Raw genomic sequence first — 14,740 nt, 5'->3', positions numbered from 1 at the left:
CGTCACGAGCGGAGTGACGTGACGGCGCGGAGCGACCGACCTCGCGTCCTGAACCTCGTGACCAGCGAGTCCGCGCGGTTCTTCCGCGAACAGCGCGACGAACTGCTCGTCCAGGGCGTCGAGAGCGAAAGCGTCGAGGTGCCACAGCCGACCCCGGGCCGGCGGTCGCCCGTCGACTACGTACGCTTCGGCCGGCGGGCGCTGGCCCGGGCGAGCGGCGAGTTCGACGTCGTCCACGCGAACTACGGGCTGACCGCGCCGGCCGCGTTCGCCGCCTCGCGGGCGGCGGGGAACCTGCCGGTCGTGCTCTCGCTGTGGGGGAGTGACCTCTACGGCCCCGCAAGCGGTCTGAGTCGCGTCTGTGCGAGGTTCGCGGACGCCACCATCGTGATGAGCGAGCGGATGGCGCGCGACCTCGACCAGTCGTGTTTCGTCATCCCCCACGGCATCGACACTGAGAAGTTCTACCCACGTGAGCAGGGCAACGCGCGCGCCGACGTCGGGTGGGCCGACGACCGACGCCACGTCCTGTTTCCGTACGGGACCGACCGTGACGTGAAAGACTACCCGCGCGCTCGCCGCGTCGCCGACCGTGCCGCCGAGATGGTTGACGCGCCCGTGGAACTCCAGACCGTCACGGGCGTCTCCCACGCCGGCATGAACGCCTACTACAACGCCGCCGACGCGCTGCTCCTCACCTCGAAGCGAGAGGGGTCGCCCAACGCCGTGAAGGAGGCCCTCGCCGCCGACGCGCCCGTGGTCGCGACCGACGTCGGCGACGTTCGCGAGCGCCTCGAGGGCGTCACGCCGGCGTTCGTCGGCGACGACGACGCCGAGTTGACCGCAGCCCTCGCGCGCATCCTCCGCAGCGGCGAGCGCTCGAACGGCCGTACCGTCGTGGCCAGCGAGTGCTCCGTCGAGACGATGGCCGAGCGGATCCGGGAGGTGTACCGGCGTGTCCGCTGAGCGCGCGCCGATGCGGGCGGGGACCGCACAACACGAGCCCTCGACTGACGCCACAGCAGCGCACACGCGCGGCCTGCGAGTGCTGTTGACCGTCGGCTTCCTCGCGCTCGCCGCCGGCGTGGTCGTCGCCCGAAGCTCCCCGGCGGCGGCGTACGAGCTCTCCATCTACGCCCAGACGCCCCTCGGGTTCTGGCTGCTCGCGGGCGTAGCGGCGGCCACCGCGGCCGTCGCCGCGACCGCCGGCCGGGGGTTCCTGCGCCGACTCGCCGCGTTCCTGCTCGGCCTCACGGCGCTCTCCGTCGCCTCCCTCCCTCTCATCCGGGGGTACTACTTCTACGGCGGCGGGGACTCCCTGAGCCACCTCGGGTGGGCGCGGATGCTCGCGGACGGCCGCCTCGACCCCACCACGTTCCTCTACCCGGGCGTCCACTCGCTGTCGGTGTTCGTCGCCCGCCTCACCGGCCTGTCGCTCCGGACCAGCATCACCGTCGTGGTGCTGCCGGTGTTCACGGGGCTGTTCCTGCTGTTCGTCGCGCTCCTCGTGCGGGCGCTCGCCGACGACCCGGGGCGGGGCGTGCTGTTCGGCGCGCTGTCGGCGGCGCTCTTCTTGCCCATCAACAACATCAGCGTACACACGAAGGTCCACCCGACGAGTCAGGCGATCTTGTTCTCCGCGGTCTGCTTCTACGTGCTGTTCCGGTACCTCACGAGCGACCAGTCCGACGGGTTCTCCCCGACGCCGGTCGGCGCACTGCTCGCGCTGACTACTCTGGGCGTCCTCGTCGTCCACCCCCAGCAGGCGCTGAACTTCGTCGTCGTGCTCTGGGTCGTCGCGGCCGTCCAGTTCGTCGGGCGCCGACTCGGCCTCGACCACGCCGTCGCCGCGCAACGCCGGGTGTACGGGCAGGCTCTGTTCGGACTCGCCGCGTTCGGGTTCTGGGTGCTCAACAACGAGCGGGTCGCCGGCGCGCTGTTCGGCACCCTGAACTCGGTCGTCGCGGGCGGCGAGGCCGCCGAAACGGTGACCCAGCGCGCGGGGTCGCTCGCGGTCATCGGCACCAGCATCGAGGCACTGTTCCTCAAACTGTTCGCCGTCTCGGTCGTCTACTGCGCGCTCGCCGCGGTGTTGATGCTCGCCGCGAGCACCGACCGCCTCGACGGCGCGCCGAGTCGCACCGCGATGGTCGGCTACCTCACCGCGGGGTTCGTCCCCGTCCTCGGCGTGTTCTTGCTCACGTTCTTCGCCAGCGTCGGCGACATGTACTTCCGGTATCTCGGATTTATCATGGTCATCGCCACCGCGCTCGGGGCGGTGACGCTGTCGAAGGCCGCGGGCCGAGTGCGCGCGCGGTTCAGCCGTCGGACGGCGGGGGCGCTCGTGCTCGCGCTGTTCCTCGTGCTCGTTCCGCTCGCCGCCGCCACCGTCCACCCATCGCCGTACATGTACCAGGGCTCCGGCCACGTCACCGAGCGAACGATGGACGGCTACGCGACGACGTTCGAACTCCGTGACCCGGAGGTCGAGTTCGCGGGCGTCCGCGGCGGCCCGCGACGGATGGTCGACGCCTACTACGGCACCACCACGGAGACCGCCCAGTCGTTCCCCGGCTACGAGGCGTCCGTGCCGTACGCCGTCTTCGGGCACAACGTCACCGAGTACTACGACGGCCGGCGGTACATGCCCGTGACCGCCGCCGACCACGTGCGCGAGGTCCGCCTGTACGACGGCCTCCGGTTCTCCGCGGCGGAGTTCGCCTCCATGGAGACGACACCCGGGATACACCGCGTGCAGTCGAACCCCGGGTACAGCCTCTACCTCGTCGCGTCGGACGGGGGCGACACGTCCCGGGCGTCCGTCGGGAACGAAACCGCGTCGGCCACGATAGCGAGAACAGAGGTGATAGCGGTCGCAGGACGCGGAGTCCAGCGATGACCGACCTTCGCGGAGGGCAACGTTGAGTCTCTCGGACCGCGTCAGCCGCGGCCTGCGGGCGGAGCTCGCGGGACAGGCCGTCTCGATGGGCGCGAAGGCCGGCCTGATGGTGTTGCTCGCGCGCTACCTGCTCACGCCCGCCGAATGGGGGTTGCTCCAGTTCGCGCTCCCCATCGTCGGCGTCCTCGCCGTCTTCGGAACGCTCGGCCTCCCGAAGTCCGCCGCCCGCTACGTCACCGAGTACGCCGAACGCGACCCAGGACAGATCCCCCACGTCGTCGGGCAGACGCTCCGCTACCTGGTCGCGCTCGTGGCCGTGGTCGGGGGCGCGCTCGCGGTCGGCGCCGACGCGCTGGCGAACTGGCTGAACACGCCCGCGGTCGCCCCGTTCCTGCTCGTCGGCGTCGGATACGTCGCGTTCCGGTCGTTCTCGAACCTGACCGGTCTGCTGTTCCAGGGGTTCAACCGGGTCGACTACAAGGCCGTCGTCACCGTCACCACCGCCGTCGTACAGCTCCTCGCGGCGGTCGGTCTCGTTCTCGCGGGCTACGGCGCGCTCGGCGCGTTCGTCGGCTACGTCGCCGGGTTCGCGGTCGCCGCTGTCGTCGGACTCGTGATACTCCGGCGGCGCGTGCTCGCCAACATCGAGGCGGCCGACGAGGTGGACGCGGACCTCACGCGGCGCCTCCTCGAGTACAGCGTTCCGCTGACGGCGACCCGGGGCGCGAACGTCCTCGACAAGAAGGTCGACGCCATCCTCGTCGGCGTCCTTCTCAACGTCACCGCGGTCGGCTACTACGCGCTCGCCAAGCAGGTCGCGGACTTCGTGTCGATGCCCGCGACGGCGTTCGGGTTCACCATCAGCCCCGCCATCGGCGAGCAGTCCGCCGGCCGCCGCGACGACCGCGCCGCCAGCATCTACCAGGAGAGTCTTCGGCACCTGCTCCTGTTGTACGTACCGGCGTGCTCCGGCATCGTGCTCGTCGCCGAGCCGATGGTCCGGTACGTCTTCGGGAGCGCGTACCTCCCGGCGGTCCCCGTCGTCCAGGTGTTCGCGGGCTACGTGCTCCTCGACGCCGTCAACCAGATGACCAGCGACACGCTCGACTACCTCGGACGGGCGCGCTCGCGGGCCGTCGTGAAGTCGGTGATGGCGGTGTCGAACTTCGTGTTGACGCTCGCGCTCGTCCCGGTGCTAGGCGTGCTCGGCGCCGCCGTCGCCACCATCGTGACGTACGCGACGTACACGGTCGCGAACGTGCGCGTCATCCACGACGAACTCGGCCTCGACGGGGTCCGACTGTGCACGGACCTCGCCGTCGCCTGCCTCGTCTCTGTCGGGATGGCCGTCGTCGTCCTGGTCTCGCTCCCCCTCGTCTCCGGCGTCCTCACGCTGTTCGCCGTCGTCGGCGTCGGCTTCGGCGCGTGGGCGGTGCTCGGCACCGCCTCGGGCCTGCTCGACGTCCGTCGCGTCGTCGGCGTGCTTCGGTGACCCTACGGCATCGGCGTGCTTCGGTGACCCTACGGCATCGGCGTGCTTCGGTGACTCCGCGGTATCGACGTGTTACGGTGACTCCGAGTCCTCGGCGGTGACCGACCCGGCGCGAGGGTTGCGCGCTACCGTGACTGGCGACACCGGCCGGTGGTTTTCAGTGTTTGGCGTCGTATACGTCCTATGACAACTGACGGCGGGGAGGGCGCCGACGACAGTGAGTCGACGTCGGGCCGCGACAGCCCGGAATCAACACCCCCGGACGAAGACCAGACACAGTCGACCGAACCCTACGAGGACCGGGCCGAGAAGTCCTACCGAGAGATTCTGGCCCAGGAACTCGAGCGCGGTGTTCTGGAACTCAACAGGCCGCGAGCCGGCATCTTCCTCTCGGGCCTGTCGGCGGGCCTCGACATCGGCTTCGGCCCGCTGCTGATGGCGGCGATACTCGCCACGCCGACGACTGGCCTGTCCCCCGTCCTGCTCGACCTCATCACGTCGAGCGCGTACGCCGTGGGCTTTATCTTCGTGGTCGTCGGCCAGTCGGACCTGTTCACCGAACACACGACGCTGGCCATCATCCCCGTCCTCGACGGAAGTGCGTCGTGGAGCGAACTGCTCCGCGTCTGGGGGTTGATCTACAGTTCGAACCTGATCGGTGCCACCGCGTTCGCCGCACTCGCCGTGCTCCTGGGACCGGCGTACGACGTCGTCACCGCGGACGCGTTCACCACGCTCGCGACCCCGCTCCTCGAGTTCTCGTGGTGGGCGACGCTGCTGGCCGCGACGTTAGCGGGGTGGCTGATGGGGCTGCTGACGTGGCTCGTGAGCGCGTCTCGGAGCACCATCAGTGCGCTCGTCTCGGTCTGGCTGGTGGCGCTCGTCATCGGCTACATGCACCTCCCGCACTCCATCGCCGGCACCGTCGAGGTGCTGTTCGGCCTCTTCGGCGGCCGGGGCGTCTCCGTCCTGGATTTCGGCCGGTTCCTCCTGCTCTCGACCGTTGGGAACATCGTCGGTGGAACGGTGTTCGTCGGCCTGCTGAAGTACGGCCACGCGACCCAGGGCGGCCGAGAACAGGGCGGCGACACTGACAATCCGGAGACACAGTCGTGACCGAACTGGCGCCACCCCGAGATGCGTGGCGGCGCTTGCAGGAGTAACGCGACTGGATGAGGGCGCCACGACTGATTCGGCTCGGCGCTCTGTCCGCACCAGCAACTCGTCACAAAGTATTCCGACGTCAACCGCGAAGGAACGTACATGCGAGTGCTCGTAGCAGGGTCTCACGGACAGGTCGGACAGCACGTCACGCGCTTCCTCGCGGAGCGCGGCCACGACGCCCGGGGCATGGTCCGCGACGAGGACCAGACCGAGGACATCGAGGCGCTGGGCGGCGACCCGGTCGTCGCGGACCTGACGGCGGACGTCTCGCACGCGATCGAAGGGAGTGAGGCTGTCGTGTTCGCCGCCGGGTCGGGCGGCGAGGACGTCTGGGGCGTCGACCGCGACGGTGCCGTCCGCCTCGTCGAGGCCGCCGAAGAGGAGGGCGTCGAGCGGTTCGTGATGTTGAGTTCCATGGGCGCCGACGCGCCCGAAGACGGTCCGGAACCGCTCCGGGAGTACCTGCGTGCGAAGGCCGACGCCGACGAGCGACTGCGCGAGAGTGACCTCACGTACACCATCGTGCGACCGGGAGAACTCACGAACGAGGACGGCACGGGCCGAGTGCACGTGGGCGAGCACCTCGACGCGCGCGACGGCGACATTCCCCGCGAGGACGTGGCGAGAGTGCTCGTCACCGCACTCGAGATGGAGAGCACGCACGGCCGCACGTTCGAGGTGTTGTCCGGTGACGAACCTGTGGAGTCGGCCCTGGATCGCCCGTTCGGGGAGTGACGCGGTTTCCGAGCGTCTCCCGCCAATCCTCCGGAAGCAGGGGGATACTCTTTCACCCCGGAGACTGTACACGACTGTGTGAATCAGACACATGGCCGAGGACGAGGACACCACTGAGGACGAGAACGGCACCGACCACCGCGTGGGCCACGGCGACCACAGCAGCGCCGACAACGGCCACGACCACGGGACCAGGAATGGTCACGACCGGACCGCCGACGAGGGGGACGAGCGCGAGGAGAGGAAAACAGAGGAAGAACCCCGAGTCGAGCAGTCGATGCTCGAATCAGCGGCCGAGGACACCAACCACGAGGCCGGTAGGCACGACCGGCACCCGGTGCATCGCGACAACGACGGGCACAGCGGCCACGGCAGACACGACGACAGTAGCCACGGAGAACACGGTGGCGGCAACGGAGAACACGGTGACGGTCACGGCGGAATGCACGAGGGCCACGAGCAGATGTTCCGCCGGCGCTTCTTCGTCTCGACGCTCCTCTCGATTCCGGTTCTCCTGTACAGCGAAACCCTTCAGGGGTGGCTCGGATTCACGGTGCCGGCGTTCCCGGGCAGCGAGTGGATAAACCCCGTCTTCGCGGTAATCGTCTTCGCCTACGGTGGCGTCCCATTCCTTCAGATGGCTCGGCCGGAACTACGGGATCGCTCGCCAGGGATGATGACACTCATCTCGATGGCGATCACGGTCGCGTTCGTCTACAGTCTGGCGAGCGTCGTCTTCCCCACACAGTCGGCGTTCTTCTGGGAATTGGTGACGTTGATCGACATCATGCTGTTGGGCCACTGGATCGAGATGCGCTCCGTGCGCCGAGCGTCGAGCGCGCTCGACGAACTGGCAAAGCTCATGCCCGACACGGCAGAGCGAATAACCGACGGTGGCGAGACCGAGGAAGTGCCGGTGGGCGAGTTGTCGGAGGGCGATCTCGTCCTCGTTCGGCCCGGCGCGAGCGTCCCGGCCGACGGCGTTGTCGAGGAAGGTGACTCCGACCTGGACGAGTCGATGATCACCGGCGAGTCCAGACCCGTCTCGAAGGAGCCTACCGACGAGGTCATCGGTGGCACTGTCAACGGCGACGGGAGTCTCCGTGTTCGAATCGGCGCCACTGGCGACGAGACGACGCTGGCGGGTATTATGCGCCTGGTCGAGGAGGCCCAAGAAAGCAAGTCGAAGACGCAGGTCCTCGCCGACCGCGCCGCAGGCTGGCTGTTCTACGTCGCCGTGGGGGCGGCAGCCGTGACCGCTATCGCGTGGACTCTCGCGGTCTCGTTCGATGCAGAGGTGATCGAGCGCGTCGTGACCGTTCTGGTTATAGCGTGCCCCCACGCACTCGGGCTCGCTATCCCGCTCGTCGTCGCGATCAACACGTCGCTCGCGGCCCGGAACGGCATGCTCGTTCGAGACCGGATTGCCATGGAGGAGGCACGGAATCTCGACGCGATCATCTTCGACAAGACCGGGACGCTCACCGAAGGCGAACACGGCGTGGTCGGCACGGCGACCGTCGACGGGGTCAACGAAGACGAGGCCCTGGCGCTGGCCGCCGCCGTCGAGAGCGATTCCGAGCACATTATAGCGCGGGCGATCCGCGAGGCCGCCCACGAGCGGGGAATCGACGCGCCCGATGCTGATGGCTTCGAGGCGATGAAGGGGCGGGGCGTCCGGGCGATGGTCGACGATGACGAGATATACGTCGGTGGCCCGAACCTCCTGAATCACCTCGACAGTGACGTTCCGTCTGCGCTCCAGACCTTCGCCGAAGAGGCCGGTGAGAACGCACGAACGGTCGTGTACCTCGTCCGCGACGGTCAACTGATAGCCGCTTTCGCCATGGCGGACGTGATCCGCGAGGAGAGCTACCGGGTCGTCGACGCGCTCCACGAACTCGGCATCGAAGTGGCGATGCTGACCGGCGATTCCCAGGACGTTGCCGACGCGGTGGCCGACGAACTGGGCATCGACACGGTCTTCGCCGAGGTGCTGCCCGAGGACAAGGACGAGAAGGTCCAGGAACTCCAGGACCAGGGGAAACTCGTCGCGATGGTCGGCGACGGCGTCAACGACGCGCCGGCGCTGACGCGGGCCGACGTTGGGATTGCCATCGGGAGCGGCACCGACGTCGCCGTCCAGTCGGCCGACGTGATTCTCGTCCAGAACAACCCGATGGACGTCGTGCGACTCGTGAAACTGAGCAAGGCGAGCTACCGGAAGATGCAGGAGAACATCGTGTGGGCGGCCGGGTACAACGTCTTCGCGATTCCGCTCGCCGCGGGCGTGCTCGCCCCCATCGGCATCCTGCTCTCGCCCGCGGTCGGCGCGCTCCTGATGTCGCTGTCGACGGTCATCGTCGCCGTCAACGCCCAGTTTCTCCGCCGGGTCGACCTCGACCTGTCCGGCCTCCCCGGCGCGTCCGCACCGCGGAGCGCACAGCCAGCGGACTGACGGGACTGTGGCGACAGTGGTCCCGCGAGCGCTGACGTGAGCGCCGGGGCGACTGTCGGGCCACCGCGGCGCGGGACGAGTGCGGCGTTCAGACGCGCTCGACGAGCGTGGCGATGCCCTGCCCGAAGCCGATGCACATCGTACAGACACCGTACCGGCCGCCGCAGTCGGCCAACTGGTAGGGGAGTTTCCCGAGGAGCGCCGCGCCCGTCGCGCCGAGCGGATGACCGTGCGCGATGGCGCCGCCCCAGACGTTCGTTCGCTCCCAGTCCGCACCGGTTTCCGCGAGCCACGCGGCAACCACGGACGCGAACGCCTCGTTCACCTCGAAGCGGTCGACGTCGGAGACGTCGAGGTCGTTCTGCTCGAGCAGTTCCTCGGTCGCTGGAATCGGGCCGGTGAGCATCGTCGTCGGGTCGACGCCGACGACGTGGGAGTCGACGATGCGCGCCATCGGCTCCCAGCCGTGTTCCGCGCAGGCGTCGCCGGACGCGACGAGCGTCGCCGCCGCGCCGTCGACGATGCCCGAAGCGTTGCCCGCGTGCACCACGCCCTCGCCCGCCTCGCGGAACACGAGCGGCAGGTCTCCGAGCGTCTCCGTGTCCGTGCCGGGTCGCGGGTGTTCGTCCTGGTCGACGACGACCGACTCACCGTCGAGGGTGGTCTCCACGGGGACGACGTGGTCGTCGTGTTTGCCGCGTTCGGCGGCCGCCTGCCAGCGAGACTGGGAGTCCACCGCTATCTCGTCGAGTTCGCGCCGTGACAACCCCCACTCGTCGGCGATTCGCTCGGCGCCCTCGCCCTGCGTGGTGAGTTCCGCGAACTCCTCGAAGTACGTGTCCGTCACGACGTCCGGGTCGGCGTACGTGTTCCCCTCGGCGGCCGAGTCCGCGCCCAGGGGAACGCGAGTCATGTGCTCGACGCCGCCAGCGACGAGCACGTCGTGCATCCCGCCGCGTATCTGGCCCGCGGCGAAGTTGACTGCCTGCTGGCCGGACCCGCACATGCGGTTGAGTTGGACGCCGGGGACTCCCTCGCCCCACCCGGCGACCATCGGCGCAATGCGCCCGATGTTCGTCCCCTGCTCGCCGACCGGGCCGACGCAGCCGTAGACGACGTCCTCGGCGTGCTCGCTCCCCGTGAAGTCGTTTCGGGCTTCGAGCGCCGAGAGCGGCGCCGCGGCGAGGTCCTGGGGGTGGGTGTCGCGGAACGAGCCGCCGTTCTTCCCGAACGGCGTCCGAACCGCGTCGACGATGTACGCTTCGTGCACAGTTCGACGTTCGCGCGCGGAATCTTGACCGTTCGGGTCGTCGCGAGCAGCCGGGGGAACCAGTGTCTGTGTTTGGGCGTGAAACCGACCGGCTTCTCAGTACCCCTGCGCGTTGCCGTCCTTCCGGGGCTCGGTGGCGGCCGACAGGGTTCCCTGCTGGTTGCGGGCGATCTGTGCGCCCCCGAACAGGTCACTCGGGAGGAGCGCGACATCGTGGTCCCGTCTGGCGAGTTTCGCGGCGGTGTGGGAGTCGAAGGAGGATTCGACCGCGAGCGAACCGTCCTCGCGGTAGCGCCACCGCGCCTGGTCGAGGGCGGCCTGCAGCGGCAGGTCGTGGTCGACCAGATTCGAGACCACCTGAACGTGACCCTGTGGCTGCATGTAGCCGCCCATCACGCCGAACGCCGCCCAGTCGTCCTCGCCGAGTTTCGCGACGGCGGGAATCAGTGTGTGGAACGGGCGCTTTCCAGGTTCCAGAGAGTTCGGGTGGTCCGGGTCGAGCGAGAACGACGACCCGCGGTTCTGGAGCGCGATGCCGGTGTCGCCGGCGACCAGCCCGGAGCCGAAGCCCGCGAACCGGGAGTTGATGAAGGAGACGACGTTGCCCTCGTCGTCGGCCACGCAGAGCAGGACGGTGTCGGCGTCCTCGGCGTTCGCGCCCGGCACGCCGAACGAGACGCCGTCGTTGCAGGTGTCACCCACTGCACCGGCGCGTTCGGCGGCCCACTCCTTCGAGGCCAGCGGCGGGTGGTCCTCGAATTCGGGGTCGGTGATGTAATGGTGGCCGTCGTGGAACGCGAGTTTCATCGCCTCCGCAAAGTAGTGAGTGCTGTCGGGCGAGCCCAGCGGGTGTTCACCGGCGCCGAGTTCCGCGGCGACGTTGAGCGCCTCGAGGGCCACCAGCCCCTGGTTGTTCGGCGGGAGTTCGTACACCTCGGCGCCGTTGTACGTCGTGGAGACGGGGTCGAGGAACTCCGGTTCGAAGTCGGCGAGGTCCTCGGTGGTGAGGAAACCACCGTGGGACTGGACCTCCGAGGCGATGGCGTCGGCGACATCACCCTCGTAGACGACGTCCGCCCCCTCGTCGGCGATCCGCTGGAGCGTGCGCCCGAGCTTCGGGAGCGTCACTTCCTGGCCGACGTCGGGCGACGCACCGTCGAAGAGGTAGGCGTCGCGGGCGTTGTCGTCCTCGAACAGTTCCTCGCCGTGGTCCCACGCCGACGCGATTCCCTCCGTCACCGGGTAGCCGTCGGTCGCGTACCGGATGGCGGGCTGGAGGAGTTCGCCGAGGTCCTGGGTGCCGAGTCGCTCGACGGTCGCCTCCCAGCCGCGCGCGGTGCCTGGGACGGTGACAGTGTGGGGGCCGGTATCCGGCATCTCGGCGTTCTCGGGGGCGACGTCCTGGTCGTCGGCGACGGCCTCGCGGACGTTCTCGATGGTGGCGTCGGCGGGAGCGGGACCACACGACCGCATCGCGCCGACGTCGCCGTCGGCGGTCCGGTAGCACGCGAACACGTCGCCGCCGAGCCCGGTGGACGTGGGTTCGACGACGTTCAGCGCCGCAGCCGTCGCGACGGCGGCGTCGAAGGCGTTGCCGCCGTCTTCGAGCACGGAGATGCCGGCCTGCGCGGCGAGTGGTTGGCTGGTCGCGACGACGCCGCGCTGCCCGTAGACGGTAGAGCGGCGCGACGAGAACCGGTCGAGGTCCGGTGCCTGCATATCCGGGTGGAGGGAGCTACCGATGGAAAAACCAGCACCGGATATGTTCGCGCGGGGCTCTTTGCCGTTGCCGCCGAACCCTCGACCATGACGTTCTCACTGTGCGTTCGCGCGGAGACACCCGACGGCCCGGCGTTCGGCGTCGCCGTCAGCACCGACGCGCCGGCGGTCGGTGCGCTCGCGCCGTACGTCAGCCACCGCGGCGCGGTCAGCACGCAGAGTTTCGTGAACGTGCGCCTCGGTCGGCGCGGAATCGAGTTGCTCGACGACCTCGCGGTCACGGACGCCCTCGACGGCGTGCTCTCCCGGGACGAGAACGCCGAACTCCGGCAACTCCACGGCGTCGACGACCGCGGGGACGCGTACGCGTTCACCGGCGACGGCTGCGAATCGTGGTGTGGCCACGTCGTCCGCGAGGACGAGGGCGTGACCGCGGCGGGGAACATGCTGGCGAACGGCGACACGCTCGAGGTCGCCGTCGACAAGTTCCTCGGTTCGGCGGCGGCCGCGTCGAACGACCCCGTTCCGGACGCAGACCTCGTGCCCCGACTCGTGGACGCGCTCGCCGCCGGCCGGGACGCGGGTGGAGACAAACGAGGGCACACGTCGGCGGCGGTCACCGTCAAGGCCCCGGAAACGACCGTTTACCACGACCTCCGCGTGGACGAACACGACGCCCCCATCGAGGAACTGCGGCGGGTGTACGAGGCCGCGGAGGCGGCCAGCGGCGAGTTCACCGAGGAGAAGAAGTCACGGATTTTCGACTGACGGCGGCGTCGGCTCCTCGAGGAGGAACGCGGCGGCGCCGGAGAGGACGGCGAGCGCGCCGCCGACGAGGAACGTCTGGTTCCAGCCGAGGCTGACGACCAGCGCGCCCGTGACGGTGCCGCCGAAGACGCCACCCCACATCTTTCCGGAGTACAGCAACGCGTAGTTCGCACTGGAGTGTTTCTCGCCGTAGTAGTCGCCGACGACGCTCGGGAACAGCGTGTACTGGGGGCTCCAGAAGAACGTCGCGGCGACGACCGCGGCCACGAACGCCGCGCCCGCGCCACGGACGCCGAAGTAGACGACCCCGAACAGCGCGATGCCGAGCACGAGGAACGTGCCGCCCATCGCGTTCGTGCGGTCGACGTGGTCGCTCGCGGCGCCGAGCACGAGGCGGCCAATACCGCCCGCGAGCGGGAGAAGCGTGGCCGCCGCGGTGGCGATGCCGGCGGCGAGTCCGGCGTGGTCGGCGTACGAGACGACCTTCCCGGTGAGCATCAGGCCGGCGCCGGAGACCGCGACGAACATCGCGTACATCAGCCAGAACGGCCACGTTCGAAGCATCTCCTTCCACGTGAACTGGGTGCCCACGTGGTCCACGCTGTCCCCGTCGTGTAGCCAGTCCTGCGGGGGGTCGCGGAGGACGAGTGCGCCGACGAGGACGACCACGAAGATGAGCGCGCCGACGTGCTGGAGGACGTCAACGTACGCGGAGTCGGGCAGTCCAGGTCCGGTGTTCGCGCGGACGTACGGCACGAGCGCGGCGCTCCCGCCGGCGAACGCCATCGTGCCGACGCCGGCGGTGAGACCGCGGCGGTCCGGGAACCACTTGAGTGCGGTGTTGACCGCGATCGTGTAGACGATGCCGACGCCGAGCGCGCCAAGCGAGTACGCCAGGTAGATCTGCCAGACCGACTGCGCGAGCGACAGGCCGACGTAGCCGCCGCCCGCGAGGAACGCCGCGATGACGCTGATAGAGCGTGGACCGTGGCGGTCCCGCCACCACCCGACCGGGAACTGACTCCCCGCCTGCACGACGACGAACAGCGTGAACACCGTAGAGAGCGCGGCGCTCTGGATGCCGAGCTGGCGCGCGACGGGGTCGCGGAGACTGCTCCAGACGTACTGGTAGGGGCCGACGACCGCCATCATGCCGGCGGCCGCGAGCACGAGCCACCACCGAGAGAACCCGAGTGCGTCCTTCGCGCGGGCGGCGTGGTCGACGTCACCACCCTCACTCATCTGTGATCACCGTAGAGCGGCGTAGCTGTCATCGTCTCCAGCAGGACACTCCCCGAACATGGACCCTGACCCGATTATATCCGGCGACGGACCGAACTGTATGACGCCCGTACTCGGGAACGCGGCCGTCAGCCGTCGGTCTGTCATCCACTTTCCGCGCGAGAACGAATTCGGCGCAGGAGGCGACTACCGTCCGCTCACCGGCCGCGTGAGGCGAGGTAGTCGCCGACCTCCGCCATCACTTTCTCCTCTGCACGCGTGAGGTGTTCCCACGTCGTCGTCTGGGCAAGTCCAACCTCGTCGGCAATGTCCTCCACGTTCACGTCCGACCCCTCGTCGTAGTATCCGACGTTCGTGGCGGTGGCGAGGACCTCCCGCTGGCGGTTCGTGAGGTCGTCGAGCATGCGCGACCGGGCGAGGTGTTTCTCCGTGGTCAGTTCGTCTAGGGAGATGTCCCGGACGAGTTCGGTGTCGTTCCCGGCGTCCTCGAGGGAGGCGACGATGGTCGCCAGGTCGTCTGTCTCGTCGAGGTACAACGTCCAGTGTTCCCAGCCGTTCTGGATCGTCGTGCCGACGCGGTAGTGGACGCCGTGGTCCGCGAGTCGCTGGGCGATGCTGTCCCACTGGTAGCTGTCGTACGTGACGCCGAAGAACACGCGGTCGTTCTCGAGGGGGGAAAAGCACTCCACGTCGTTCACGGGGTCCGCGCTCGCGAACTCGTCGAGGAATGCCTCGACCCGGCCCGTGGACCCCCGGATTTCTACGATTCGCTTGCGTTCGGCGGCGCTCCCACTCAGCGAGGAGACGCTCCGGAGCGTGACTTCGGGGTGGGACGCGCTCACGTCGCTCTCCGGTTCGCCGTGGTGCCTGACCCGGAGTGTCACTTCCCGCATCGAGGGCGGGTATGAGCCGAAGAGGTTTACAGTTAGTGCAGCGGGGACGCGACCAGACTTGCGGGTATCCGGATATACACGGCATCAGTACCAAACAGTT

The 14,740-nt window shown here is 68.9% G+C and carries 11 protein-coding genes; 7 read left to right on the top strand and 4 right to left on the bottom strand.

Going from position 1 to position 14,740, the window contains the following annotated elements:
- Nucleotides 1-18 precede the first annotated feature (18 nt).
- From LT970_RS13460 to LT970_RS13435, 6 genes are all read left to right on the top strand, one after another.
- Nucleotides 19-966 (top strand): glycosyltransferase family 4 protein, encoded by a 948-nt coding sequence (locus LT970_RS13460; RefSeq protein ID WP_232688871.1) that lies wholly within the window; start codon nucleotides 19-21, stop codon nucleotides 964-966.
- Nucleotides 956-2,899, top strand: coding sequence for a hypothetical protein (locus tag LT970_RS13455; protein ID WP_232688870.1), 1,944 nt, complete (start codon nucleotides 956-958; stop codon nucleotides 2,897-2,899). Before LT970_RS13460 ends, LT970_RS13455 begins: the two co-directional genes overlap by 11 nt.
- A 22-nt stretch (nucleotides 2,900-2,921) precedes the next feature.
- On the top strand, nucleotides 2,922-4,391 hold the full coding sequence (locus tag LT970_RS13450) for a flippase (RefSeq protein ID WP_232688869.1): 1,470 nt from the start codon (nucleotides 2,922-2,924) through the stop codon (nucleotides 4,389-4,391).
- A gap of 183 nt (nucleotides 4,392-4,574) precedes the next feature.
- Complete coding sequence (locus tag LT970_RS13445) at nucleotides 4,575-5,507, top strand: formate/nitrite transporter family protein (protein WP_232688868.1); 933 nt, start codon at nucleotides 4,575-4,577, stop codon at nucleotides 5,505-5,507.
- A 147-nt stretch (nucleotides 5,508-5,654) separates the two neighbouring features.
- Nucleotides 5,655-6,290: an SDR family oxidoreductase gene (locus tag LT970_RS13440; protein WP_232688867.1), complete on the top strand. Its 636-nt coding sequence runs from the start codon at nucleotides 5,655-5,657 to the stop codon at nucleotides 6,288-6,290.
- Nucleotides 6,291-6,381: 91 nt separating this feature from the next.
- Nucleotides 6,382-8,748 carry a copper-translocating P-type ATPase gene (locus LT970_RS13435; RefSeq protein WP_432419617.1) on the top strand — a complete coding sequence of 789 codons (2,367 nt, stop codon included), beginning with the start codon at nucleotides 6,382-6,384 and terminating at the stop codon, nucleotides 8,746-8,748.
- A gap of 88 nt (nucleotides 8,749-8,836) precedes the next feature.
- Here LT970_RS13435 and LT970_RS13430 read toward each other — a convergent pair whose 3' ends face one another.
- Nucleotides 8,837-10,018: a thiolase family protein gene (locus LT970_RS13430; protein ID WP_232688866.1), complete on the bottom strand. Its 1,182-nt coding sequence runs from the start codon at nucleotides 10,016-10,018 to the stop codon at nucleotides 8,837-8,839.
- A 96-nt stretch (nucleotides 10,019-10,114) separates the two neighbouring features.
- The gene (locus tag LT970_RS13425) at nucleotides 10,115-11,737 is read right to left on the bottom strand and encodes a gamma-glutamyltransferase family protein (RefSeq protein ID WP_232688865.1); all 1,623 of its coding nucleotides are present in this window, start codon (nucleotides 11,735-11,737) and stop codon (nucleotides 10,115-10,117) included.
- A gap of 87 nt (nucleotides 11,738-11,824) precedes the next feature.
- Here LT970_RS13425 and LT970_RS13420 point away from each other — a divergent pair, with 87 nt between their 5' ends.
- Nucleotides 11,825-12,505 (top strand): DUF1028 domain-containing protein, encoded by a 681-nt coding sequence (locus LT970_RS13420; protein WP_232688864.1) that lies wholly within the window; start codon nucleotides 11,825-11,827, stop codon nucleotides 12,503-12,505.
- On the opposite strand, the gene LT970_RS13415 is transcribed toward LT970_RS13420, so the two are convergent.
- A complete protein-coding gene (locus LT970_RS13415) occupies nucleotides 12,488-13,747 on the bottom strand; it encodes an OFA family MFS transporter (RefSeq protein ID WP_232688863.1) in 1,260 nt (419 codons plus the stop codon). The genes LT970_RS13420 and LT970_RS13415 overlap by 18 nt on opposite strands.
- A 197-nt stretch (nucleotides 13,748-13,944) precedes the next feature.
- Nucleotides 13,945-14,640 carry a helix-turn-helix domain-containing protein gene (locus tag LT970_RS13410; protein WP_232688862.1) on the bottom strand — a complete coding sequence of 232 codons (696 nt, stop codon included), beginning with the start codon at nucleotides 14,638-14,640 and terminating at the stop codon, nucleotides 13,945-13,947.
- Nucleotides 14,641-14,740 lie beyond the last annotated feature (100 nt).

Origin of the sequence: Halobacterium zhouii, assembly GCF_021249405.1 — an archaeon.
Lineage (GTDB): Archaea > Halobacteriota > Halobacteria > Halobacteriales > Halobacteriaceae > Halobacterium > Halobacterium zhouii.
This window is presented reverse-complemented; position numbering and strand designations above follow the sequence as displayed.

Coding starts and splice junctions, on each gene's coding strand:
- LT970_RS13445 (WP_232688868.1), top strand. CDS start 4,575: ATGACAACTGACGGCGGGGAGGGCGCCGACGACAGTGAGTCGACGTCG.
- LT970_RS13440 (WP_232688867.1), top strand. CDS start 5,655: ATGCGAGTGCTCGTAGCAGGGTCTCACGGACAGGTCGGACAGCACGTC.
- LT970_RS13435 (WP_432419617.1), top strand. CDS start 6,382: ATGGCCGAGGACGAGGACACCACTGAGGACGAGAACGGCACCGACCAC.
- LT970_RS13425 (WP_232688865.1), bottom strand. CDS start 11,737: ATGCAGGCACCGGACCTCGACCGGTTCTCGTCGCGCCGCTCTACCGTC.
- LT970_RS13420 (WP_232688864.1), top strand. CDS start 11,825: ATGACGTTCTCACTGTGCGTTCGCGCGGAGACACCCGACGGCCCGGCG.
- LT970_RS13415 (WP_232688863.1), bottom strand. CDS start 13,747: ATGAGTGAGGGTGGTGACGTCGACCACGCCGCCCGCGCGAAGGACGCA.
- LT970_RS13410 (WP_232688862.1), bottom strand. CDS start 14,640: ATGCGGGAAGTGACACTCCGGGTCAGGCACCACGGCGAACCGGAGAGC.